1 protein-coding gene is annotated in these 1,379 nt (G+C 64.1%); it reads left to right on the forward strand.

The annotated features are described in order from the left end of the window. The first annotated feature begins 82 nt into the window (after positions 1–82). On the forward strand, positions 83–1,117 hold the full coding sequence (locus tag D4Q52_RS25940) for an IS110 family transposase (RefSeq protein ID WP_119859470.1): 1,035 nt from the start codon (positions 83–85) through the stop codon (positions 1,115–1,117). The last annotated feature ends 262 nt before the right edge of the window (positions 1,118–1,379 follow it).

The following is a 1,379-nucleotide window of genomic DNA, read 5'->3' on the forward strand; positions in this document are numbered from 1 at the left end:
CGGAATGATGGGGTGGACGGCCCCCGAACGGCATCGATGTGCCAGACTGAGGTTGTCGTAACTTCAGACGAGGGAGCCGTCCGTGTCGCAGATTAGCACGATTGGTTTGGATTTGGCGAAGAACGTGTTTCAGCTCCACGGAGTTGCCGCGTCGGGCCAAGTGATGCTGAGGCGTCAGCTTCGGCGCGGCCAGGTGGAGAAGTTCTTTGCCGAACTGCCGCCCTGCCTGGTGGGGATGGAAGCCTGCGGCAGCGCCCATCATTGGGCGCGCGTGATCGGCGGCTATGGACACGAGGTGCGGCTGATGCCGCCGGCCTATGTGAAGCCCTATGTCAAGCGCAACAAGAACGACGGACGGGATGCCGAAGCGATCTGCGAAGCCGTCGGCCGGCCGACGATGCGCTTCGTCGCGATGAAGAGCGTCGAGCAGCAGGCAACGCTTGCGGTGCACGCGACGCGCGCCTTGCTGACCCGGCAGCGTACGATGGTCGCCAATGCGTTGCGGGCAGCGTTGAGCGAGATCGGGATCGTGGCGGCTCAGGGCTACAAGGGGCTACGCGAGTTGATCGGCAAACTCGAGCAGCCCAGCGAAGAGATTCCCGAGGTGATGCGCGCCGCATTGTCGGTGCTGGCCAGGCACTGGCAGGCGCTCGATGCCGACGAGCGCGCGCTCGAACAGCAGATCGTCAAAGCGGCGCGCCACAATCCGGATGCCCGGCGGCTGATGGAGGTGCCGGGGGTCGGCCCGATCATCGCCAGCACGGTGCTGGCCAAAGTGCCGGATGCCAAAGTGTTCCGCTCGGGGCGCGGCTTTGCAGCCTGGATCGGGCTGACCGGAAGAGATCACGGCACCGGCGGCAAGCATCGCCCAGGGCACATCTCCAAACAGGGGGATCGCGTGCTGCGGGCGCTGCTGATCACCGGAGCCAGCGCCCGACTGCGTCAGCAGAAGGCGCGCGGCGTCACCGATCCATGGCTGCGCCAGATGTTGGCGCGACGGCCCTACAAGGTCGTCATGGTGGCATTGGCCGCCAAAACCGCGCGCATCCTCTGGGCCATGATGGCCAAGAACGATGCTTATCGAGACCGCGCGAGCGTGCCGGCTGCTGCCAACTGAAGACAGACAGCCGCCGCGATCGCGCTCAGGCCTATCGGAGAGCATGAAGGTGTGATGGGAAATGGTCAGGAAACCGGGATCGAAACACTCCGTACCGTCATCGCGCGTCATAGCACGTCGGAATGATTGGAGCTCGATCCGCGATATCCATCAGGGCCCGCGGTCAACGACCGCTCATCGAGGCCGTATACATGACCGCACCCCGATTCATTTGCCGAAACACCAAAATGCTCTTGCCGAGAGGGGGCCGTCCATACATGAC

The organism is Rhodopseudomonas palustris, from assembly GCF_003591005.1.
Taxonomy (GTDB): Bacteria; Pseudomonadota; Alphaproteobacteria; order Rhizobiales; family Xanthobacteraceae; genus Rhodopseudomonas; species Rhodopseudomonas palustris_K.